Below are 22,292 nucleotides of genomic sequence, written 5' to 3'. Positions count from 1 at the left end.
AGCGCTACAGAAAAAAGCCGCAACTGTCCGTTTGCTGGCGTCACAGGTTGACCTCGTATAGCCACGTCCGACCCACGCCCTTGCTTGTCTCGCGATCATAGTGCCTTGCAAATGGAAAAATGATGCTAGCGGCTGAATCCACCAGCTCTCTCAGATAAAAAAGGGAAAATCCCAACGCCTGAGGCTTGGTCGCAAGCGGGCACAAATAAGTGTTTGTGACGTGACTACGATTCTGAATTTCCTGAAACTTGTCGCTAAGTTCTGCTGCGATGACAAACGGGTCATTCGCCGGCGCGAAGAACATCCGGTCTTCCATGTCCTGATTGAAGATCGAGCCAGTCCTATCCAACCGCAGGATGCTTTCCTGATACATGTCTGCACTCAGCGAAGGAAGGCTAAGCATTTGGATAAGTCTCGAACCGTCTTTATCGTTCGCGACGCGGGATACAAGTGCGTGGTCATAGCCGACGCCAATAACAAGCACGTCGCCAGCCATCTCATCGTCGTGCATCCCCTCGTATCCCATTACCTGCCGGACAGACTCGATTTGTTCATTCGAGAACCTTGTGTTCTCCTTGCGTGAGTAGTGAGCTGGTTCCGTATATACCATGTCAAAGCGCCTTACGCCTTGATCGGACAGATATTTGACGAGATAGAGAATGTGCGGACGCATGAACCCCGTCATATCAACGCAGAGACGGCCCGAGCACAGATTGTCCATGCCAACGCTCTGTGCAACCGCAAGGATGACGTCTGCCTCGTTGGCCCCGATACCAGGCACAATCGGATCCTGCAAGGCAGAAATTTCAGTGCTTGAGTAGCCGTATTCGGGAAGCACGACCCAACGTTTCGCGTTCGCGGGAAAACTAGAAAACACCGACTGCACACGGCGGCTGTCATTGAACGCAGAAATGAAGAGATCCCAACGTTCGTCGATGTTGCCGGAGAGATCGAGCACGCTTTTACGGTTCGCCAGATATTCAAGCTTCATAACTGATTAGAACAACTTTTCTTGTTGATCATGGGGACGATCTTTCTGCTTGATATATGGCTCTACCATGCCCCGCAATCTTTCCCGGCTCAGCCTGTCAAGGTGCTCTGCGGTCGTTCGCGGATCAAAGATCGCATTGAACAGGTTCTCGTTTAGTTCAATGGTTCCACGCCGGTGTTCAGAGACCTCCCATCGAGGAGCCAGCATTGGGCTAAGCTGATATTTGTCAGCGACGGCGTGTGAGTCGTTCCGGTCACTTCCGCCCCCCTTCACCTTGACCAGATAGGACCAGTTCTCTGCGTGATCCAGCACGTCCCGCGCCTCCCTGGAGCCGACACCCGCTGCGACTGTAAAGGTACCGAGATCGCACTCGGCGGGCTTCAGGCTAAAGCGCACACCACTAAACAGTTCCGCCAGCGCCTGCACCGCCCGCCTGGCTTCCGGCCCATGGCTGTCCGGCTGTGCGTCGTCCCAAAACCACGCGGCCGCGTCCCGGATTCCGTCAGCCTGTGATGTAATACTGATCTGACTGCCGCTCTGGAATGGCTTCTCGCCAGAAAAGTGCGAGCGGCGATAAATCTGTTTCAACAGACCTAACAAGTTCCGCGGAATGCCTTGGGAGAGATGGATCAGCGTGTCCAGTCCCGCGTATACAACGCGACGATCACAGTCCTTATATAGCTGCGCGACGAAGTCTGACCTGAAATGGTCCAGCGTCTCTCCATAGGCCTTCGAAATCCGCTTGCCTCCGGCCAGGTAGTCAGAGGCCGCCTTTGATATCTCCCGGGATCTCGAAATCAGCACCGACGCGGTATCCCAATCCTTATACAACAAGTAGACGTTCGCCTTCTCAAGCAGCGGGAAATCCAGGATCCGCAGATTGCCAATCACCTCATCCGCGACCTGTTCGGCAGCCGCTGCGTCACTACAGCCACTCCAGTCAGCAATACGCCGCCTGAGTCTGGCGAAGTACGGTCGCTCATCGCCGCGTTCGTCAAATTTCTTGACGAGTTCGAGCGATACAGCCTGATAGTTCCGCTCGGCCTGCAGCGACTCGAACATCGCCTCCACACGCCCGGCCCAATCCTCGCCGGGAGACGCAAAGCCGGCCTCAGTCAGGCGCTTCTCGATGAGCCGTACCGCCAGCGTACGGTAACCCGAGTCGTGGTCACGCAACCACTCATCGAGTTTCACCTCTTCGTATTCAGCTCCCTGACGTATTTCCTCCTCAGATCCGTCCAGCGTTTTTTTGGTTCGGATACCATAAAGCCGCGCACCAACCTTGATCGACACCGGACCGCGTCGGTACCGGATCAGTGCGTTCAGGAATCGCTGCTGGGCGCTCGTGAAATTCTCGATCTCGTCAATCATGTAGATGAACAAGACCTTCTCGAGCGTCGAAGTATGCCGGTTTAGCAGTTCCGGAATCCCAAACACCAGATCGCCTGGCGACACGCAAATATCGATCTCGTCAATTCTTCGGCGACCGGTAGCGATATTGCTCACCACATGATCGATCTGTTTTCTCAACGACGCCAGACAGGTTATGAGTTCCTTCATTGACGCAGGGTGGTCCTGCGGCGCTGTACTGAAGAGGTCACAGACGTCTACTGCGAACTGATGTTCGTTGAAGCCCTCAAGCCGCTGCGGATCGCAATCCTGGATGCACTTGATGAAATGCGTTGCCAGCCAAAGCTCGAAGTAGTAGCTGAAAACCGCAGACCAGGTGTCCTCGTCGACCCCCTTTCCACTGAATCTGCCCACATTCAGACCATCTGCGCGCACATAGATACCGAGATACTGGTCAGTACGCGCCGCGCTCAGCAAATCACCATCAAAGGCAATCTTCCTGACAGTCGAGGAGTAGTAGCGCATCAGGTGTGTCTTGCCACTTCCTTTCCCGCCCAGCAATAGCATCGGCATGGTCAGGGTCGGTTTGAACAGATTGAACAGTCGCGCCTCGCCATCCGCAAGATCCACCCAGTACTGGCTGATCTGTTCGTCCGAAAAATCGCTTGCCTTCACAAGATCGAACGGGTTCTCCTGACGTTGCGTAACCTTCATTCGTCCTCTCCGAGAAATTTCGGATACCGTCTGAAAGCGGGAAACCATTTGTTCCCGCCATGGACGGTATCATCTGCCCAGATGATGGGTAACGTGTTGTCTGGCGTATTGTGGGGGAAACCCATCAGCATCTGGCTATCACTGTACCCGCATGCGTGCTGGGAAGGGAATCCGATGAATTCTCCGTACTCCTTCGCGACCCTGCATGCGAGGCTGGGATCGATCTCCGGGTACTCCATCGTCGTGAAATACCTAGACGTAGGTGACACACACCTGTAACTCGCGTCAAGTTCATAGACTGCCCCGCATCGCTCGCCAAACAAGGTCTCGTTTCTGACGTTTTTCAACCCGTCGACCGTCGCAAACATGCTGTAGTAGGCAACGGACGCGTCCGGATTCAGGCTGACGAGATCCGCCAAGATCTCGCCCGAATAGTCGATTGCAGTTTGCCCGGAGCCGCAGATGTCATCGAGGAAAACATAACGCGTAACGTCCGGCTTGCGAAGTTCGCGCCTTTCCTTGCCATCAGCGCCCGTGCCTCGGGCGAAGATCTGGACTGCGTCCATGAAGTTGCTCTTGTCGAGGCGATTCTCCTGGCGAAAATAGTAGAGCAGGTGCACGCCACTTTCCGACGGATTACCAACGCCGAAAAACCTTGTATTTGCCACCTCCCGCTTCACGGCAGCGCGAAGCGTTGCAAGGTCGGCCTCTGCCGGCAGACTGCTACGTACCTCCTGAATCATCGGGCACAGATACAGGTCACGATAAAGCGAGCGTAGAAGCACGCGTATTTCCCTGCTCCCAAAATACATGAACTGGGATAACCAGAACAATGCGTGAAGACGCTCGACATCTACATCCGCCACCCGTCCGGTGAAATTTTCAAGCCATTGATCGATCTTCGCACGGGGTACACGCCCCTCCCAGACACGATCGTTCAAGACCATGATTCTTTCGATCAGCTTTTCGTATGTCTCGCCCATCTGCAATCCCGTAACCTCTGTCTTATCGAGCTTCCGCGGATTTTTGAAACAACAAGACCCACTCGCGCGTTATCACGCTCGCGGTCTTGTTACGCTTAGTCATAAGTCCCCTTGACTTTATCTCGTCAATTAGCCTGAGCTTGGTCTCGAGTCCATGCTGCTCACACACCGCCTTCAGATAGTCGGAAGATTTAAATGGCAAGCCGCATACCTCGTTGTTGCCGACCACCAGCACAAGATGACCACCGGGTTTGAGAGCGCGGCTCATCTCCTTGAGCGCATCTTTCATCTCAATGAGGTAGGTCGAGACAATGGCAGCGCGAAGCGGATTAATAGCGTGAATGCGCCGTATCAGGCGGTCAGCCTGGTCAACCCCGGTCAAAGTCAGCTTCGAGTATGCAGCCTTGGGCAAGTGCTCGCGACCGATGGACGCATTTTCGAGGGGTTTCAAACCGTCCGCGCCTGCCAAACCCAGCCATCCCAGGCTAAGGCTCGATGCACGGATGTATTTTTGCGCACCGGCGTAAGGTGGCGACGTCACGATCAGTGCAACACTGTCTTTGCGAAGCTTGGCCATACCGCAGCCGGGACCGGTCGTCGGTTGCCTGAGCGCCCTGGCGTCATTACCCACAAACTTTGCGGTTCCGATCGGCTTCTCGCCATTGGCCCATCGGTACAGCGCTTCCATGCGGCGAATGTTGGTCTGGCATTGCTCTTCAAAGACGTCGAAAACCTGATCCTCCGTCAAAGCCGTATCGACTTCACTCTTCTTTCTCACAGGCACAGAAAGACGTGGGTCGGCGCGACTGACTTTTCTGCACGTGGCCGAAAAGACCACCAGCATGAACTCCCGTATCTCTCCCGAGCCTTCCTGTTCGATGGCATCTCTTATTCGCGACAGCGACGCGATCACGAGAGACGAATACCAGTACGGTAGATTCACGACATCGGGCGTTTGTATCTCACGCTCATCAATCGTCGAATAGCGTTGCCGAACCCGCGTCTGCGCGGCGCGCAGTTTCGCGGGATCAATCGGGGTCGTCTTCGCGCGCGCGATCAACTGGGCAAGCGGATTCACATCAGCATACAGGCCACGCCTTCCCGCCAGCATCGCTTCCAGCGCGACTGTGCCGGACCCCCCAAACGGATCGAGAACCAGGTCTCCTCGCTTGGTCAGGTTTTCTGCCGCCAGAAAGAAATGCGCGATTTGAGGTAGCAGCTTCGCCGGATACGGATGCAGATAGTGCGTGGCGCGCTCACCGACCTTGAGCCAGTTCACGAGCTTACGGAACGAGACATTCTGGGCGCGTCCATTCCTCGCATACCGCTCCACCATTGCCTTGAGAACCAGGGAAGTGTCAACTGGATATGGTGTCGTCACTTCCCCCCGGTCCGATCGAGACGCCTCGGCGCTGGTGCGCCTAGCCTGCCGCCGGCTACTGCCCTGGGCTTGTACGTCAACTGTCGCGCATAGCGAAGGGTCGCTCTGCGCTGCGGCAGTCGCGTGTTCTTCTTTTGTCATTAGTGGGCAAAGATTTGTTCGAACCGGTTTTCGTTTGCGACGACCCTAGCCTCAGGCAGTCCACGGATCGACTGTCTGGATACCACAGTCAACGAAATCCATGGTATTGCGCGTGGCCAGGACGGCGCCTCGCGACTGGGCAATTGAGGCAATCATTGCGTCGAACTGGCTGATCGGACGCCCGCAGGTTCGACGCGAAACAGCAATGCCCGAATATGCTATCGCGGCGTCACTATCAAAACTGAGCAGTCGGCGCGCAAAGTCCTCCACAAATACCGCACCGACGGCCCGCGTGAGATCAGTCTTTCTTGCGCCTTCAGGAAGCAATCCAAGGCCGTACAGGATTTCAGCCTTGGTTACAGTGGTTGTGAAAAGCGAGCCGCGCGGCTGGGCATCCAGCCACGTCATCACTCTTTCCTCGGGAGATGGTCGCAATGTTTCAGCTAGGACGCTGGTATCCAAAATTATCATGCGAAGTCCAACGGCTCTCGAACGAGCTCGCGCGCGGGCAAATTTAACTCAACGCCACCTAGCGGCTGAATCCGGCTCCGGATCGATTCCGCAATGCCTTGCTGGCTGCCAGGCTGCTGGGTCGAAAGTGCAATACGCAATATGTCGCGGGCCTCATCCTCCATCGACCTACCGTGCTGGGCAGCCGCAATTCTCAACCTCGCTTTCAGTTGTTCGTCGATGTTCCGGATGGTCATGCTAGCCATTGCCCCTCCCAATAATCAATGATTCGATTTTAATCAATGATTGCAACTTACGGAAGCCTCAACTCTGGCACGAGCAGCACAGTAGCCTGAAGAGCCTCGCGGCCGCACAGCTGCCACGTTTCAAGCCTTCCGCCACTCGCTGGCAATGGAGTGCGCAAGGGGCTTGCGCACTCCATGCCAACTGGGCACCTCCCGCCGCTAACGCGTCGGGACCGGGCTTTCGCGCTGCGCGCCGAGCCGCGCCCCGCGTCTCGTCCCTATCGGGCATCAATCCCTGGCGCAGCAGTCAACCCCGCTCATCTTCCAGCCCTCCAGTTGTGTCCCTGCCCGGTCAACCCGAGGCACGGCATGCTTCCGGCTCCCCGGTTCCCGCCCTTAGCCCGCGACCGTAGCCGATAGCGGGCAGGCATCAAGGTGCGAGGGACCGTGTTGCCCGCCCCCTCCCTCACCTTTTTCCTTGACGCCTGCCCGCTATCGGCTCCTCCAGTCGCACGGGCGGGAACCCGGGAGCCTAACGGCAGCAAAGCCAACCCCAAGTTCCACCGGGATGTGTCCAGCCACAACGGCAAGTCACATCCCGTCGCCCGGTTCAGGTCCTCAACCTTGACTGTGGAGATTGCCATGCAACTCGCTTCCTCTTTCCGTTACGGCTCCCCAATTCTTCGCGCCGACTCCCCTCTGTCGGATGACCAGATTCGCCGCGTTGCCCCATCCATCTTTGCGGACGGCAAGCACGAAAGCCGCTCCGAACGCTACACCTACATTCCGACCATCGACGTCCTGCGCGGACTGCGCAACGAGGGATTCCAACCCTTCATGGTCTGCCAGACGCGCGTACGGCACGACGACCGCCGCGAATACACCAAACACATGCTGCGGCTTCGTCACGCCGATCAAATTACCGGCAAGGAAGCCAACTAAATCGTGCTGCTGAACTTGCACGATGGCACCAGCGGTTACCAGATGCTCGTGGGCATGCTGCGCTTTGTCTGCCAGAACGGCATGGTGGCAGGTGACAACGTTGCCGATGTCCGCGTCCCGCATAAGGGCAATATCGTCCAGAACGTGATCAACGGTGCGTTCGTCGTGCTCGACGGCTTCGACCTGATCCGCGAGCAAGAGGAAGGCATGCGCGCCGTCACGCTCGACCGCGACGATCAGCACGCATTCGCCCGCTCCGCACTTGCGCTGCGCTACGACCCAACCGACGCAAAGGCACCGGCCCCGGTCACCGACAGCCAGTTGCCCGCCCCGCGCCGCTTCGAGGATCGCCGCGACGACCTCTGGACCGTCTTTAACCGCGTGCAGGAAAACCTCACCAAGGGCGGGCTGCATGGACGCTCACGCACGGGCCGCTCGATGTCCACCCGGCCAATCACCGGCATCGACCAGAACGTGAAGCTCAACCGCGCCCTCTGGATGCTCGCGGACGCAATGCGCCAGATGAAGGCATAGCCACGACAGGGGCAGGAAAGCTGCCCCTTCTCATCATCTATCAGGACTCCTCTGCGGGTCGAGTCCTGACGGAACTCCGTATTGCCCGCCCCGGAACCTTCGTTTCCACTTTCCGGAGGCAGTCATGCAACCCCAATCCGAAACCACAACCGCGGTAAATGCCGCTGAACCGGCTACCGTGCTCGAATCTCACTTCGGCAACGAGCAGTCCATCGTGACCGTTGTGACCGTTCCGTATTCCACCCTACGCCCCTCTCCACTCAATGCGCGCACGAAACCGCTGTCGGGCATTCCCGGCCTCGCCGCCAATATCCTGGCCAAGGGTCTGCTGCAAAACCTCGTCGTCCACGAGATAAAGGGATCGCGCGGCAGGCAGCGCAAATACGGCGTTTGTGCCGGTCAGCGCCGCGAGGCCGCACTCGACCTCCTGTTCGAACAGAAAACCGACCAAAGTAAAGGCATGGATCAATACACGCAAGCAAACCTTGGGCGGTGAAACCACGAAGCAGACGTTCGCTTCGAAAGGGCAAGCGCCATACGGACGAGATCACGCAACGAATGAACTAGGTACTATCTCTCATCCATTCAGGTCCACACACTCAACGTCGGCACCACGACGTTTTCTGGCATCAACTTTGGAACGTAGGTCCGCACACTGACCCAGGCATCGACCATGTGAGCCCATTCCTGCTGGATGTGGCGCCGCTGCTCGGCATATTCTGCCTTGTTGTACACCGCGCGCATCCCACGCTGCTCGTGTGCCAAACATTTTTCTATCCAGTCAGTATTAAACCCGGCCTCATGCAACTGTGGGCTAGCCGTTCTCCTCAGATTATGCACGGAGAAAGATTCAAATTCTGGTGCCCCACTCTCACGAAGCAGTCTGGACGCCCGGTATCCCGGCAAGAAGCGCTGGCCAACAATGTTCGGCGCCTCGCCAGCGTCTCGTCGTCAAGTTGGTGCGCCTGTTGCGAAACGAATGACGAATATAGAGACCGATCACTATCGAACCCAGACAACTCGACCGCACGAATCTTGCCGCACACATTGGGTCGAATCATATTCGTCAAGTGAACGAAATCTACAAGATCTAGTAGCCCGCCCAAGTGATCGGGTAGACCGAGCCTCGACGACCTGACCGTCAATCGCAATCACCCGCCGCAGAATCTACGAATTCGGATACGGTAGAAGACGGCAGGTCGAATGGCCGCTTCGCTGACCCTAGCCACACATTGACGACCGAACGAATTCGTCGCGGCGTCGCGCTAGACACGAAAGCTGTTCACCAAACTCATGAACTTGGCACCTGTGGTGGCGCCCGAGAATCAGAACTGTTGGTCCTTAGTAAATAGCTGCCCCCAGAAATTGGCCGGATCATCCGCGCTTTTTTGGTAGAGCGGGTCGTTGTTCTCGGAATTCCTTTACCGCAAACGGTCAAACTTCTGCCACCGAATTCTCTGTCAACCGCAATACTAGGTCAGGCCCGTATACGAATTCGTGACGCGATTCGACGGCACATGCGGTCCATTAGCCGAATTCGTAATGCCCGCAGGGGCGCACACTGCGCCGGCATCAGGGTATTGCCGCTGAGATCCGAGAACCAGATCCGGACCACCGCAAACTTGGCCGCCGTACGATTCCAGGCCAGTCCCCAGAGCCCAGATCGGTAATCTCGGTCACACACAGATCCGGTCAAGATTGGCGAGTTCGACGGCCCGCGATCGATCATTTTCGGCATACGGAACAACCCGCTAACCGTTCGAACATCGGCGCTCGCCTCCCAATCGACAGCCGCGATTTCAAGCACGAATTCGGGTAATCGCAGATCAAGTCAAGTTCCCGCGGCTCTAGTAAATAATCGTATCCCTAGCGAACGAATTTGACGTCCAACACGATGCGCTAATTGGACGCCCACAACACAACTAGTACCAACGTGCTCCCCTAACGAAGGCGGACACTGGCGGCCGTCAACGTATTGGCGAACCACCGCACAACGAAGCTCCCACGCCCAGAACCTTCGCGGTTAAGAATCGAATTGCTGGAACATTCGTGCGCCCGCCGGTTCGAGTGATCCCTAATCAACCAGCGTTCAACCGAGTTCTGCTGGCCCGGGTCACCGAGGATTCGCACCCATCGTAGATTCATATTCGGGCTAGTCGGTCACGCCGATCTCCAAACTTTTGAGGAGCAGTAAATACAGTGTGCACGGGATCTCTGCCCGATGCCGGACTTAGGCAACGATTGCCTGCTGGAACACACCATGGACAGCCAACGATCAGACCAAGAAAACCCAACGACGGTTGCGTTACTACGCCGTCCCGACGTCGAACGCATTACTGGCCTTTCGCGATCATCAATCTACGCGAAGATGAAAAACGGTGAATTCCCCAGACCAGTTCCACTTACCAGCAGAATCGTTGCATGGATCGAGTCCGAGATTATTGGTTGGGTTCAGTCAAGAATCGATGTCCGCGAGACGAACCTTGGCCGGGTCCAATCGAGGATCGAGGCCTGCGACTCAAGCTCGGGTCAGACGAAATCGCGATGCCATTCGAATCGAATTCGTAACGCGTCGCAGACAGACTTTCACGACAACCGAAATCGTGGTGAACGTCGCGAGGCCCCGGCCGCAATCTCGACGGACAAATGCAAAGATTTCGCGTCCGCCAGCGATACATCCACAGATATCAACGCCGCCTCCCCTCAAGAATCTGCCGATTACCCGACGAATCTCCCGAACGTCGCGAACGATGATTTTTCGCAAGCCGGAATCACGCTTGCGTATCGATGATTCACCGGCCTCTCCCGATCGTCGACCTACGCGAAGATGAAAGCCAGCGAATTCCCCAAATCAGTTCCACCTACTAGCGGAATCGTCCGTAGTCGCCACAACCGGAATATTTCGGCGCCCTGAGACCTAGCGACATTGGTAAATCCAGGCTGCGTACCAGGGACCTTGAAGACCAGAAATCCCGGTTCGTAGGTCTCGTAGCCTTCGAGACGCCGATTTTGTAAGCCCGTCGATCACGATCGTCGACGAGCTCTCCATCAGTGATGGTCGGTTCGGCGATAGATTCGACATGACTCGAGTTGCATTCGAATCCATGAGTTGAACTTAGCCTGGTCCACGACACGGACGACCCGCGGGTCCGCACGTGGCCAGCGCGCCAAATCGAAGTGCACGCAATGACGGCGGCACCGCCCGCGTCGACAAATCTGGCATCCCTAGTAAATACGTCCATCGAGCACACCCACATCGTCGCTCGCGGCGATTCACCGTTTCATGATCACCAACGACATATGAGACTACAACACACGGAACGACGACCATCGACGAAAACGAAACACGTGGCGAATTCGATCACGGAGATCGTCCGCGCTTTCGACCGAATCAAGATCTACGTTGACAATCGACTGCCGGCGAAGAAGATCGAGCAAAGGCTCCTCAATCTCTGTACCGACATTACGATCGTTCATCCGATCAATAGATTTCAGCGAATCTGGGCGACGAAGATCGAACTTCGACAGCCGACGCCGGAAGCATTTATCGAGCTATCCAATATGCTCGGCACGCGGTACCTAACTAGGGTGAGCTATGCCGAGGTCGCCATCGATTGGCTAACCTCGGACAACGAGAACGCGGCTGTCATGGCCGAATATCTGCTTGAACATATGGTGGTCCCCCGCGCACGCGAACGGGCAAACATCGAGGAAGAGACCGTCTACTTCAATCGGCGAACCAACAAGAACGGCAATCTTAGTCCGCACGTCCCCGTCCTCTACGCTGACCGACCGAGCAAACTTCTCGCAAGGCGTTATCCGGAGCCTTGCTGTCACTTCGAGCATCGTTTCAACGGTCACGCAGCATGCTCGTCGATCGGATTGAACACCCTCGCAGATTGCATCGCGTTCGATCATCACGCCTTCTGGCGGTCGACTCTTCGGTTGTGCGAATTCTCGTCGAAGATGGATCTGGGTGCTGCCCTTTCGAACCGTTCGGACCTAACGGCATCGGCCCTTCGAAATCGCGCCGCGAACTTCTTGCAGGAGCATCGCGTCGAGGCCCTCAACGAATCGCCGTACGTTCTTCATAACTGTGTGAGGGCCAAGCCAGTCATTCGCCGAGCACTAAGAGCTATCGACAACAGACATCTACTGGAACCGCGTCCTCGCCACTGACATCGAGACTCAATACCAATTGTGCCGTTCGTGCAGTCGTTAAACGAAGGAATGATAAATACAAAGAATATTTCCCCTTCGCACACTCATCGAAATCACGTTTATACGCATTTTCTCGACGGAAACACTGCGAATCCTGCCCCTTTTGATCCACACCCCCGCTACAAATTCGCAACCCAAGCCCCTTCCCTCTCCCTCAAACATCTGGTCTTAACCACAGCTTCAACATGAACTTCCCACTAACGCCTGAGCAGATCCAGGTCGTTGAATCTCGAGCTCCACGCCTGTTGATCAACGCTGCGCCTGGTGCTGGTAAATCTTCAACGCTGCAAGCCTGTGTCGAGCACCTGCTGAACCATGGAGCCAGCCCGACCTCGATTCTTATCCTGACCTTCAGCAATCGAACGCGCGACGAACTACGGATCCGCGTCAACAATCCGCAGGTTCTTGTCAGCACCTTCCACGGCTATGCAAATCGAATCGTTCGTGAATCATCGGATCATCGAAGCACGGTAGCAAACTCCGGTCAATTGGCAGTCGCTCTGCGCCAAACCGTGGCCCGCAACCGCCACCTAGTACGCCGCCTTCGAAAACACGGAATCGATCTCGCGGACAAAGCTGAACAGCGCCGCCTCCTGCACTTCTTGATCTCTTCGCATGGAGATCTCGATCTCGAACAGCGTCTACTATCCGATCCTGAATCGTCGGTCTCGCACTACGCGCCAGCCCTGATCGAACTACGGCAACTTGCGCGCAGATTTAACCGCCGTCTTCGTGATCATGGCTTAACCACCTATGCTCAAATGCTCGACCTAGGGCAAGCCCAAGCCGATCAGCATCGATCCGAGATCAAGCATGTGCTGGTCGACGAATATCAGGATATGGACTTGGCACAGGCCAAACTGTTGGTCGAGATCTGCAAGAACGTGGAGACGCTGCGGATCTTCGGTGATCCTGGGCAGGCCATCTATTCGTTCATGGGCACCCAGGTCGATGACTTAGCAACGTTGTTGAGCGCCCGCACCGCGACCCTGAGCGAATCGCATCGGCTCAGCCATCAAACCGCCGAATTCGCATCCTCGATATTGAACTCGATCTCCATTACGGGATCTCGTGATGGCGCCCGCCCCGTGCTCAAACAATGCAAAACCCAACGAGGTCAGGAACAGTACCTAATAGATACGATCCGTTACCTGAACTCAAATGGTATTCCGCCCGACCGCATCGCCATTCTGTCTAGAACCAGAATCGAGTTGCGCATCATCGAGCGCGTGTTACGTGCCCAAGATATTGCCGTGACCCCGATGCACCGCGAAACGCAAGGCCATCATCTTTTGGGGATGCTTGAACTGCTGCGCCTAGTGAACGCGAATCGAGAAGAACTTCGGGCCCACCTATCGAGATCCCGAAACCGTGACCTTGAGGCCGGCATTTCGAAAATCGTCAGCGAGGTTCCGCCACAACATCAAGCATCGCTAAGACGCGCAGTAGTTGCCGCGGCCAAGGCCGGCAGTCTAGAGGGTCGATTCAGCGCGGTTAAACGTGCATACCTTTCGATGCTGACGAAATCTGGTCTTGGCGAATCGCGAACCTCGGTCGAGCACGAACTGAATCTCTGGCAACCACTTATCCGCAAGTTCAGTACCGTGCGTTCTTTCACGGCATTCGTCGAACGGCAATACGATCAACTCGGCGTCACGCTCTCCACTATTCACTCGGCAAAAGGTAAAGAATGGGAGCACGTGATGGTGATCAATGTGACCGACGGCGTGATCCCCCACGTGAGAGAAATTCAGAAGCGGAACGTCGAGGAAGAACGCCGTCTGCTCTATGTGGCCACGACACGAGCACGAGAGAATCTGTATTTGGTCCACACGCCGGTCTTTCGTGGTCCGGTGCTTTACGCGCAACGCTCCAGATTCTTGAGAACTCGCACATTGCGTCGTTGCGAATTCTTGGGATAGCCGAGGATTCGCGTGCATTCTCGATTCGGTTTCCGGCCAATCGGCTAACCAGATTTTCAAGTTTTGGTGGATCAGTAAATAAGGTGTGCTTCGGGTTCTCTGCCCGATGCCGGACTCAGGCAACGACTGCCTGCTGGAGCACCCGATGCACCAAACACTGGTCAATGAAGAACAGACGTCGATTGTATTTCTCCGACGATCTGACGTCGAACGAATTGCCGGCCTTTCACGATCATCTATCTACGCGAAGATGAAAGACGGTCAGTTTCCCAAACCGGTTCACCTATCTTCCCGGATGGTCCGCTGGATCGAATCTGAGGTCCTTGCTTGGGCACGGGAAAAGATCGCCGTAGGTCGGACGATCACCGTCAGCGATCAGAGTGTGGCCTAGCACCCAATCAGTTTTTCTCTTCTTCGCCCCCTTCCTTCGACAAGCAGCGGGGTGTAGGAGATGTAGGAGATCTGTGGATGTCGGAGAACGCTGCGTCTTTTTTTGACCTTGATGACAGGGAAAGAAAAAGGGGCCGGGCACCAACATCACGATTTGTCCTGCATCACCTACATCGCTCGCTCCGAAATTCTAGAATCAGCGAACTACATGAAACCGACAAAAACAACCAACTGCAACATCAAGGCCATGACCCAACACCTCAAGGCCGTTGCCAGCCCATCGACCGACGGCACCCGGTGCGCCGCCATTCAGGTATTCCCCGAACGCGACGGATCGAACGTGAAGTCCCAATCACTGTATCTTGAGGCAACTCGTGAAACCGCGATCGAACTAGCGGCGCTCAACGAACGTGGTGCCGCAATCGCAGTCGTTCCTCAACGAACGGACGGTCAAGGTCGCAGGTCCGAGAACATTACGCGCATTCGCTATCTCGTTGCTGACTGTGATTCCGGTCAGACGCGCGAATCTCTGGCTGTGCTCCCCGTGCAACCCGACATTTTGGTCGAGACGTCCGCAGGTCGATTCCACGCATACTTCCGAGTGAAATGCGAACGATCCAAATTCCGGGAGTTATCGCTGGCGCTCGCGAATGCCCTCAAGTCCGATCCCAATTCGACGGACGCTGCCCACGCATTTCGACTAGCGGGCACCATTAACTGGAAACGCGGTCAGAGAACCAAACTCCGAAAATGCGGGACAGGATCTAATGCAGGAACCGCCGCCGAACTCATCGAGGCACTGGGCGGGCAGATTCCAGCAACTGAGACGCCCGTGACTGCGCGCCCCATTCGAAAACGGGGTCACAAAATAGCCGATCAGAAACCTAGTGCTGATGAAGTACGAGAACTTCTGGCTAGGATTCCAGCCCAAGATCGGACAGTGTGGCTACACATTGGCATGGCCGTGCACTCGTGGGACGACAACGCCGGATTCGAGATCTGGGATCAATGGTCAAGATCGGCCCCCGAGAAATACGACGAGGCTAGACAAAAATCAACTTGGGCCAACTTCGATCTGAACGGCACTCGAACAATCAGGACGATCTACTACTACGCGAATCAATACGGCACGTCAGGTGATGCTTCAGGACGATCCTCGTTTCCGACAAGCGATGCCGACGTTGCGAAATTCGTCGCAGTAAAACTCGGTGAAAATTTGAAGATCGTTGAGAATGAATCGTGCCGAGTCTTCATCGACCATCACTGGAGCAAAGATAAACGAGCGGCAATCCGATCCGTTTTAAGCGAGATTTCCGAACTCGTAGTCTGCGCAGAAGAAACCGGCAACTCGACAGCCGCATCGATCCTCAAACGTATGGCGTCCTATCAGAGCGCGCAGCGGATCCTCACAGGTATGCAGGCGTTTCCGGAACTCGATGCAAAGGCTTCAGACTTTGATACTGATCCGTATCTACTGGGGGTTCCGAATGGGGTCGTGGACCTTCGTACAAAGGAGTTCCGTGCGGGCCGACCGCAAGACATGATCACGTGTACGACCGATGCGAAGTTTGATCCTACCGCGCGATGCCCACAGTTCGCCGCATTTCTACAGAGTGTTGCTCCTGACCGGGTTCTCCGCAGGTTTCTTCGCTCCGTTCTTGGTTATTCGATGACAGGATTGATCAAAGAGCAGAAGGCGTTCTTCATGCTAGGACGTGGAAGCAACGGCAAAGGAACGCTGACGCGGGCGATCGAAAACGTCGTTGGGCCATTTTACTCGGGGCAGATGTCGCCATCGTTCCTGAAGGGCGCGAACAAAGGAAATGCCAATGGGCCGACACCAGCGCTAATGGCGTTACAACGGCCTCGCATACTGTTCTGCACCGAATCCGAGCGACGAGGTGGCATTGATGAACCGTTCTTCAAACAACTGACCGGAGGCGATCAGGTGAGCGGCCGCCACAATTACGGGGAAACAGAATCGTTCCGACCACGCGGAAAACTGCTTCTGAGTACAAACGAAATGCCAGATTGGGATCGAGAGAACGACGCATTGTGGCGTCGTGTCATGGTCATCCCGTTCACGCAAAAATTCTCGGGGGCCTCACGTGACAATGATCTGGATGACAAGCTCGCAACCGAGGCGTCAGGAATTCTTAACTGGCTTATCGCAGGTGCATCTGATTACCTACAAGCCGGTCGCTTACCCAGATGCGCCCAAGTTGAAGCCGCAACATCCGACGCGCGGACGCGTGCCGATTCGGTACGGATGTGGATCGACGCAGAGTGCAAACGTTCCGCGAATGGCAAAATCGCGGCGCAGGACGCGTTCGACGCATACTCGAGATTTACTGGCAGGCATGGTGTCGAACCTGTGACAATCCAGAAATTTAAACTGCGCATGGTAAGCCTCGGGTTCAAGCAAAAGCGTATCAATCGAGGCAACCAATACGTTGGAGTCCGCTTAATCAATTTCTAATATCGATGCACCTGGTCGACGTGAGAACCCACGTCGACCATCATCCGCGAAGTATGATGACGAGATCACGGCCACGGTGGTGCGCTGCGGCATCGATATCTCGAATGTCAAACGCCTTTTACGGGCCAGTTGCAACTAACAATGCCGTCATACAACGGAATCAGCGCCTTAACTTCGTTGTTTCTCAGCTTCCTTATGGCTGTAATCGATTCGCGCACCTCTCCGTCTGCCCATTGAGGCAAAAAAGCGAACGCGTGCAACTGATCTCCGTCAAGTTGGATCACCCGTCGAGCGCTTTTCTCCCCGTTGCAGGCTTCCTCACTGAGCATGTCATTCTCGAATGCAACATGGGCGACGAGTAGCCGCTCTACAGGAGACGAAATCAATACGAACTCTGCGCTGTTCCATATCGTTAGCAAGAACAGTGATACGGTAGAAACCGCTGGCGCGAGGAATCTACGCGGACCGAGAACTTCTATTTTCTTGATGGAAACAGCTATGAAAGCAAGCAGTGATAAACCTTGACATAAAGCGATCAAAATTGCCGTTGGAAACGCCAAGTATCCGACCGCTCGAAGAAACGCGCCAAGCGCAGCCGCTACTGGCAAACGGGACGCGGCCGGACCAAAGAGTAGCGCAAGATCCTCGGCCGTATGAGCATGCGCGACCCACACCAAGATTAGCAATAGCGTCCACCGGATAACGACGCAGAACGGGCACTCCAAAGCTCGAAGTACCTTTCTGTTCCCACAAAGCACGATTGCAAGCCAAGCAAGCGGCATGAGCCCCAACACGGTCAATTGCAACAGTACGTTGAAGACGTCAGTTTCCGAAAGGTAATGCGCCATAACCCACATGCTGAGCAACGCCAGTACCGTCTGCCCAACAACCATTCGAGGTGTCGACAGAAAAATAGCAACGCCTATCGCTATGCGATTGACTTTGCCGGGTAGATGATGACGCTCACTTATGTTTCGGATGATCCTGACTAGGGGATGGAGTACGAAGGCCCACGCCTTCATAAAATGGCACGTCGCAGCAAATACGGCGAACGGGATCGCTAGCGTCAAGAAGGCACCGGTCAAAATTCTTAGGACGATCATGAAATCTCCGATTGAACCAATATCCTCATATCGGTGATCGTCGTCACATCTTGAGTCACCCTCGAAGCAAAGAGTCGCGAAAAATCCGCTTCGTGTTGTCCGTGTAGTGGTCAACCCATCCCGGACACTGCGTTAATTTTTTTCTGCTACCGCGGGAGCCACCCCGTCGTTAAGTTGATGGGGAAGTAGCCAGTTGTATCGTTGCACCGGGTAATGGCCGATGTCCCGATGAGCTTGGGGTGCAGTCATATATCCAGTGTTCGGCACCAGTTCCGTTTTCAAACTCCGGAACAAACGCTCCATTGGCGAGTTGACGCTCCTATGTCAACAGCGTCGTATTGAATCGGCCAAATCCGCCAAGATGAGAAGGTACAACTCCCTGACGATGTAGCGCTTCAGCTGCGATGAATTTTCCTGTCAAGGACCAGCGCCGCAGCATTACGTTTGAACTCGGGGGAAAACGAACGACGTTGTTTGATCATCAGACACCTCTTCATGGCAAGAATTTCCGCCTAAATTGGTGTCCGGATCGATTAGACCACTACACTCTGGGCATTGTGAACCAGTGTCGATCCTGATTTTCGAGTCGTGCACCTACTGGCCGCAAACTCTAGTACGTGTTGACGAGCCCAGCGGAGGACATTGGACTGCACGTAGCAGCGCTTTACATGCATGAGAAACTGTGACCCGGCCATGCAATACGGCGTACGGACGCCGTATCGATTGTACACAACTAAGAGTAGCGTCTAATAGACCAACGGGAGGGGAGATGCACTGCCTATTGATCGGAAATGGATTCAATCGTCTGTCGATGCAACTCAGTTGGCCTCAATTGCTAGCTCAGCTCACTAATGAGCTGGGGCTTGACGGTCAAATCATCCCCAGCGAAAAGAAGCCGCTTTCCTTGTTCTTTGAAGAGCTTTGCGTCAGGCTTCCGGAGTTTAAGAACGTCAGATCAGCCGAGCTCCACGTCAAGAAGCGAATCGCAGAACTGGTGAGCTCGCTCCCCCCGCATGCACAGCTCGGCACGCTGGTAAGTCAGTTCAGCAACATACTTACGACAAACTACGACGTCGCTGTCGAGGTCGCTCTGGCCGATCATCTCTACTCGTATCGACCTACGGTTTCTGAGAGCAGGTATAGCCTATTCCGGAAGAACGAAGTCGGCACCCGGCATGTGTGGCACATCCACGGAGACGCGATGCGTCCCGCCACCATTCTCTTGGGATATGACCAGTATGCGGGCTATCTGCAAAAGATAAGGAACTACGTAACAAAAGGGCTCACGGCAAGTGAAAGAAAGTCCGTACGTCTCAGTGTGCAAGAGAGGCGGATGAAAGAGAATGCGACGTGGGAAGCGGAAATCTTCGTCGTCTCTTGGGTGGACATCTTTCTGAGAGACCACCTGCATATTGTCGGCTTCGGTTTCGACTTTACGGAAATCGATCTCTGGTGGCTTCTTCTCTACAAACGAAGACGAGACACGAGAACCGGGAAGACTTTCTTCTACTGCATTGACGTCGATGGCAGTCTCGAAAGAAGCGAAGCAGCGAAATTCTCCTTGTTCCGATCTTTGGGGGTAGAAATCATTATGGTGCCATCAGAATCCTACGAACGGGGCTACGCATCGATTATCGATTTAGTGAGACAAAATATTGTTTCTTACCCACAGTGGCTGATCACCGAAACACAAACCAACTCGAATCCAAGCGTTATCGAAGTCGATATTGTCCCTCCCAAGACTGTTGAGCGCCGTCCAACCCAGCGGCGCCTATTGTTCCCCAAATAACAGCAATTCATCTTTTGGCACGCGGGCACCATCGGCGGTTCGGCTATTAACTCAGCGCTCGCCGAACATTACCAGGACATTGCGCGGGAAAATTTCTGCGTGTGGTCGCTGGAGCGACGAGATGGGGAACGCTCTGTTCGTGACCTCTATGATTCACTGTCCGCGAAAACGCGACGTCGAAGCTCTGAGCTCGTCGATCAAACAATCGGTAAACCGGCAGCAGCCCAGTTCGTGAAGAGTGGATCAATCTGAACAACCAGTATGCTGGCCCCGAGTGGCAACGTTCAGCCGTTGAACCTATTCCGGACCGGCGACATCATGTGTTTTGCAAGGCCGGAATCATCCGGCTCGACTACTCGGCATGATCGTGAGTTTATTGAGCCTGCCTGTAGATAACCGGACACATCCTCGGCGAGGGACCGCCCCAATAACGTAAGCGTGAATGCCATCAGCGTGCGGCGCTTTCAACGAATATAGCCGCCAAGCACGAGAATGGTAGCAAGCGTTCCGATACACGTGGCACCGGCGACGACCGTGCTTCGCAATTCGAAGTCATAGTGGTCAGTGGCCGTGTTGCCGCCCCTCGGTCCCATGAAATAGCCGGTAGCTCCGACTACCACACTTATCGGGACCAACGCTCCTACAATGGATCGAATAGTCACAATCATGATCAGCCTCCCCCGGTACTGCAATGCAGTTGATTCTCCATCCTGTCAGTATTGCGAGAGGGGGAAATTCGCCGACAATAAATTTCAAACGATCGATTGAAAATTAATCAAACCCGCCAGTGAGTATGCCGACATGTCGGCGAGGCGACGTCAAATAGCCCGCATAACATTCCCGTCGGATCGCCAGCATCAGACTAATCTCTAGAATCCGTAGACGCATGCCGAAGCGACCTCCATAGACCGCTCACGCTACGTTACTTGACGCAGAAACGAGGCGATTTCTTCCTGCACGTTTGGCGGCATACATTCGTTCGTCAGCCTCTTTCAGGACCTCTGTGATAGCCGCTCCATCCTGTGGCCAGGTAGCGACACCGAGTGAAATCGTAATATGGCCGACAGGGTCGATCCGAGTGTTCATCACAACTTGGCGTAGACGCTCTCCGATGGCAGCAGCTGTGGATGTGGACGCATCCGGCAGAAGCAATGTGAACTCCTCGCCGCCCACTCGACATGCGAGATCGATGTCGCGGCTGTATTCGCGCATTAGTGCTGCAAGACGTTGCAGGACCACGTCCCCAATGTCATGTCCAAAGGTGTCGTTCACGCGCTTGAAATGATCGATATCCAACGCTATCGCAGAAAACGTTCGCTCCTCGCGCGACATTTCATCAAGCGCCTCGTCCATTGCGCGTCGATTCAGTAGGCCCGTTAGTGGATCCGTGTGGGATGCGAGCTCAAGACGGGTCACCCTAGCCTTGGTCGTGCTTATGCTTCTCAGAAGGGCTCGTTTGATGTTGCTCGCTTCAAAATACCAAGCGTTGACTCCGGCGATTGCGGTTGCACTTTCGACAATGCCAGTATTTGAAGCGCTCTCGGCAAGTCGCCTAAGCGGCTTCGAAATCAATACCGATAGCCCCCAAATCACTGCCATACCCAAAATGGCGAGAGGCACTGTCTCAATTAGGGTACGGTAGACCATGCTTCCCAGTGGACGGAGCACACTTATAACGGGCTGCTGGCTGGCAACACCCCAGTGGCCGGTAGGGATAGGTGCATAGCCGGCAAGAACGTCTACCCCCAGCGAATCGGTGATTCGATCGCTTCCATCCCCCCCTTCAAGGGATCGGTCAACCGCAGCATTTTCTCCAATCGTTGATCCCACCCTCGATTTCGTAGAGTGATAGAGAAGCGTTCGGCGAGAATCTACTATGTAGACTTGGGAGTCTCCCCAAAACACATGGCTGCTTACGAGCCTCCCTAGAACTCCATCGGATTGTAGATTAATCGCGCCGCCCAGAAATCCGAGGTAGGTCCCACTCCGAGCAAAAATGGGCATTGAGACCACCACCACCGGCTTGCCATCGGCCGATGTATGAACGTCGCTGACAAACGGCTTTTGCTCCCGGAGCGCATCAACTGTGTCTGACGACTCGACTACGTGATCACGAAGTCTTGAAGATATGGGGGTAGCGGCGACAACGTTCCGATTGGGTCCAATAATTGCTACGTTGTCAAACGTGTTGTCCTGCGCCTGGACACGATGCAATTCTTCCGCCAGCGCAATGGGATCGTCCATCCGATCAGACAGGCGGCTCGCCGAATACCCTAGCCGAAGTTGAGTGTCGCGCAGGAATACGTCGATCGACGACGCCACCCTAGCGCTGTACGCCCGATTTGCTTGCAACGAATTCTCTATCAATGCCTGTTTTTGAACTCGATACGCTGAGTACAAACAATTGGCAAGGGTCGCAATACATGCAGTGAGCGTCAGCCCCAGGATGAGGCTGCGAAGATCAGTGCGCGGAATGGTCGACATGGTGGGCTGCCGTCAGCGTTCATCGAAGAAGATCCACTGGGACAAAGCATACCCCCGAATACGAGCGAATTCGTATCGAAAGGATCTTCAAGTGAGCATACCTAACGTCGGGGCGGCGACGCGAAATAGCCCGCATCAGGACCCCGCATTCTGATTGCGGGCTTCTCTCTTAA

General features: G+C 55.0%; 14 protein-coding genes and 5 pseudogenes. 9 read left to right on the top strand and 10 right to left on the bottom strand.

Annotated features, from left to right (window positions below):
- Positions 1 to 40: 40 nt before the first annotated feature.
- From W930_RS28050 to W930_RS0118360, 6 genes are all read right to left on the bottom strand, one after another.
- On the bottom strand, positions 41 to 991 hold the full coding sequence (locus tag W930_RS28050) for a hypothetical protein (RefSeq protein ID WP_051610664.1): 951 nt from the start codon (positions 989 to 991) through the stop codon (positions 41 to 43).
- A gap of 6 nt (positions 992 to 997) precedes the next feature.
- The gene (locus W930_RS0118380) at positions 998 to 3,055 is read right to left on the bottom strand and encodes a hypothetical protein (protein WP_028731223.1); all 2,058 of its coding nucleotides are present in this window, start codon (positions 3,053 to 3,055) and stop codon (positions 998 to 1,000) included.
- Entirely contained in the window at positions 3,052 to 4,038 is a 987-nt protein-coding gene (locus W930_RS28045) for a hypothetical protein (protein WP_051610663.1), read from the bottom strand. Before W930_RS28045 ends, W930_RS0118380 begins: the two co-directional genes overlap by 4 nt.
- Positions 4,039 to 4,060: 22 nt before the next feature.
- On the bottom strand, positions 4,061 to 5,317 hold the full coding sequence (locus W930_RS28040) for a DNA methyltransferase (RefSeq protein WP_161782800.1): 1,257 nt from the start codon (positions 5,315 to 5,317) through the stop codon (positions 4,061 to 4,063).
- Positions 5,318 to 5,611: 294 nt separating this feature from the next.
- Positions 5,612 to 6,031 (bottom strand): type II toxin-antitoxin system VapC family toxin, encoded by a 420-nt coding sequence (locus W930_RS0118365; protein ID WP_028731222.1) that lies wholly within the window; start codon positions 6,029 to 6,031, stop codon positions 5,612 to 5,614.
- On the bottom strand, positions 6,028 to 6,276 hold the full coding sequence (locus tag W930_RS0118360; protein WP_028731221.1) for a plasmid stabilization protein: 249 nt from the start codon (positions 6,274 to 6,276) through the stop codon (positions 6,028 to 6,030). Before W930_RS0118360 ends, W930_RS0118365 begins: the two co-directional genes overlap by 4 nt.
- A 621-nt stretch (positions 6,277 to 6,897) precedes the next feature.
- On the opposite strand from W930_RS0118360, the pseudogene W930_RS28035 reads away from it, so the two are divergent.
- A pseudogene (locus W930_RS28035) lies at positions 6,898 to 7,731 on the top strand (DUF932 domain-containing protein).
- A gap of 124 nt (positions 7,732 to 7,855) precedes the next feature.
- Positions 7,856 to 8,173: pseudogene (locus tag W930_RS0118350) on the top strand (ParB/Srx family N-terminal domain-containing protein); the annotation flags it as partial.
- Between the two features lie 143 nt (positions 8,174 to 8,316).
- Here the strand turns inward: W930_RS0118350 and W930_RS29775 are convergent.
- Positions 8,317 to 8,607, bottom strand: a pseudogene (locus W930_RS29775) (tyrosine-type recombinase/integrase); the annotation flags it as partial.
- A gap of 1,384 nt (positions 8,608 to 9,991) precedes the next feature.
- On the opposite strand from W930_RS29775, the gene W930_RS29770 reads away from it, so the two are divergent.
- The 6 genes and pseudogenes from W930_RS29770 (at position 9,992) to W930_RS29755 (ending at position 16,743) form a co-directional block, all read left to right on the top strand.
- Complete coding sequence (locus W930_RS29770; RefSeq protein ID WP_081814416.1) at positions 9,992 to 10,522, top strand: AlpA family transcriptional regulator; 531 nt, start codon at positions 9,992 to 9,994, stop codon at positions 10,520 to 10,522.
- Between the two features lie 6 nt (positions 10,523 to 10,528).
- Positions 10,529 to 10,645, top strand: a pseudogene (locus tag W930_RS31175) (AlpA family phage regulatory protein); the annotation flags it as partial.
- A 434-nt stretch (positions 10,646 to 11,079) separates the two neighbouring features.
- A complete protein-coding gene (locus W930_RS0118340) occupies positions 11,080 to 11,910 on the top strand; it encodes a hypothetical protein (protein ID WP_028731219.1) in 831 nt (276 codons plus the stop codon).
- Positions 11,911 to 12,137: 227 nt separating this feature from the next.
- Entirely contained in the window at positions 12,138 to 13,874 is a 1,737-nt protein-coding gene (locus W930_RS0118330) for a UvrD-helicase domain-containing protein (protein WP_081814412.1), read from the top strand.
- Between the two features lie 106 nt (positions 13,875 to 13,980).
- On the top strand, positions 13,981 to 14,265 hold the full coding sequence (locus W930_RS29760; RefSeq protein ID WP_369751563.1) for a helix-turn-helix transcriptional regulator: 285 nt from the start codon (positions 13,981 to 13,983) through the stop codon (positions 14,263 to 14,265).
- 111 nt (positions 14,266 to 14,376) lie between these two features.
- The gene (locus tag W930_RS29755) at positions 14,377 to 16,743 is read left to right on the top strand and encodes a phage/plasmid primase, P4 family (RefSeq protein ID WP_081814411.1); all 2,367 of its coding nucleotides are present in this window, start codon (positions 14,377 to 14,379) and stop codon (positions 16,741 to 16,743) included.
- A 107-nt stretch (positions 16,744 to 16,850) separates the two neighbouring features.
- On the opposite strand, the gene W930_RS0118305 is transcribed toward W930_RS29755, so the two are convergent.
- Complete coding sequence (locus tag W930_RS0118305) at positions 16,851 to 17,846, bottom strand: hypothetical protein (protein ID WP_028731216.1); 996 nt, start codon at positions 17,844 to 17,846, stop codon at positions 16,851 to 16,853.
- Positions 17,847 to 17,956: 110 nt separating this feature from the next.
- A pseudogene (locus tag W930_RS30625) lies at positions 17,957 to 18,158 on the bottom strand (IS3 family transposase); the annotation flags it as partial.
- A 499-nt stretch (positions 18,159 to 18,657) separates the two neighbouring features.
- Between W930_RS30625 and W930_RS0118300 the strand changes: the two are divergent.
- A complete protein-coding gene (locus tag W930_RS0118300) occupies positions 18,658 to 19,635 on the top strand; it encodes an SIR2 family protein (protein WP_051610660.1) in 978 nt (325 codons plus the stop codon).
- 912 nt (positions 19,636 to 20,547) lie between these two features.
- Here the strand turns inward: W930_RS0118300 and W930_RS29750 are convergent.
- Positions 20,548 to 22,119, bottom strand: coding sequence for a sensor domain-containing diguanylate cyclase (locus W930_RS29750; protein WP_036656112.1), 1,572 nt, complete (start codon positions 22,117 to 22,119; stop codon positions 20,548 to 20,550).
- Positions 22,120 to 22,292 lie beyond the last annotated feature (173 nt).

The sequence above is a fragment of the Pandoraea sp. E26 genome, from assembly GCF_000681415.1.
Taxonomy (GTDB): Bacteria; Pseudomonadota; Gammaproteobacteria; order Burkholderiales; family Burkholderiaceae; genus Pandoraea; species Pandoraea pnomenusa.
This window is presented reverse-complemented; position numbering and strand designations above follow the sequence as displayed.

Coding starts and splice junctions, on each gene's coding strand:
- W930_RS28050 (WP_051610664.1), bottom strand. CDS start 991: ATGAAGCTTGAATATCTGGCGAACCGTAAAAGCGTGCTCGATCTCTCC.
- W930_RS0118380 (WP_028731223.1), bottom strand. CDS start 3,055: ATGAAGGTTACGCAACGTCAGGAGAACCCGTTCGATCTTGTGAAGGCA.
- W930_RS28045 (WP_051610663.1), bottom strand. CDS start 4,038: ATGGGCGAGACATACGAAAAGCTGATCGAAAGAATCATGGTCTTGAAC.
- W930_RS0118365 (WP_028731222.1), bottom strand. CDS start 6,031: ATGATAATTTTGGATACCAGCGTCCTAGCTGAAACATTGCGACCATCT.
- W930_RS0118360 (WP_028731221.1), bottom strand. CDS start 6,276: ATGGCTAGCATGACCATCCGGAACATCGACGAACAACTGAAAGCGAGG.
- W930_RS29770 (WP_081814416.1), top strand. CDS start 9,992: ATGGACAGCCAACGATCAGACCAAGAAAACCCAACGACGGTTGCGTTA.
- W930_RS0118330 (WP_081814412.1), top strand. CDS start 12,138: ATGAACTTCCCACTAACGCCTGAGCAGATCCAGGTCGTTGAATCTCGA.
- W930_RS29760 (WP_369751563.1), top strand. CDS start 13,981: ATGCCGGACTCAGGCAACGACTGCCTGCTGGAGCACCCGATGCACCAA.
- W930_RS29755 (WP_081814411.1), top strand. CDS start 14,377: ATGACAGGGAAAGAAAAAGGGGCCGGGCACCAACATCACGATTTGTCC.
- W930_RS0118305 (WP_028731216.1), bottom strand. CDS start 17,846: ATGATCGTCCTAAGAATTTTGACCGGTGCCTTCTTGACGCTAGCGATC.
- W930_RS0118300 (WP_051610660.1), top strand. CDS start 18,658: ATGCAACTCAGTTGGCCTCAATTGCTAGCTCAGCTCACTAATGAGCTG.
- W930_RS29750 (WP_036656112.1), bottom strand. CDS start 22,119: ATGTCGACCATTCCGCGCACTGATCTTCGCAGCCTCATCCTGGGGCTG.